This is a genomic window from Streptomyces phytophilus, assembly GCF_013870535.1.
Lineage (GTDB): Bacteria > Actinomycetota > Actinomycetes > Streptomycetales > Streptomycetaceae > Streptomyces > Streptomyces phytophilus.
This window is the reverse complement of sequence record NZ_JACBXC010001761.1, coordinates 1-484: the sequence shown is the minus strand read 5'-3', so window position 1 is coordinate 484 and position 484 is coordinate 1. Positions and strand designations below refer to the sequence as shown.

The following is a 484-nucleotide window of genomic DNA, read 5'->3' as shown; positions in this document are numbered from 1 at the left end:
CGGCGTCGCCCGGTTCGGCGGCGCCGCCCAGCGGTGCCCAGGTGCCCGGCGCCCAGATGCCTTCCTTGTCGTCCCGCAGGTGCATGAGGACCTCACCGGCCTCGTTGGTGATCACCACCAAGGTGCCGTACGGGTCCTCTTCGGCCGGGCGGCCGTGTCGCGGGCGCCCCAGCGCGCTCAGGACCCGGGCCCGCAACTCGGCGTCCACCCGCTGTGCGGGCCGGCCAGGGTGCGATCGGCCGGCCCGCACGAACCTCCGGGCGGGATGCGCCGCCCGGATGCTGCGTGGTGGAGCAGGAGGACCTCGTCGCCGTCGTTGACGGCCACGCCCGAGGTCCTCACGCGGCCGTCGACGTCGATGCGGCCGGCCGCCAACAGGTCGAGGAGCGGGTCAAGGAGCGCGCGCTCGGCAGGATGGCGACCGAGGTAGGCGGCGACCACGTTGTGAATGTGCGGGTGGGGAATCGCCATCCTGCGCTCCTTC

General features: G+C 74.0%; 1 protein-coding gene and 1 pseudogene. One reads left to right on the top strand and one right to left on the bottom strand.

Annotated features, from left to right (window positions below):
* A pseudogene (locus H5J30_RS36180) lies at positions 1-208 on the bottom strand (NUDIX hydrolase); the annotation flags it as partial.
* Between the two features lie 77 nt (positions 209-285).
* Between H5J30_RS36180 and H5J30_RS36175 the strand changes: the two are divergent.
* A partial coding sequence (locus H5J30_RS36175) for a hypothetical protein (RefSeq protein WP_220189667.1) occupies positions 286-484 on the top strand: 199 nt, incomplete at its 3' end.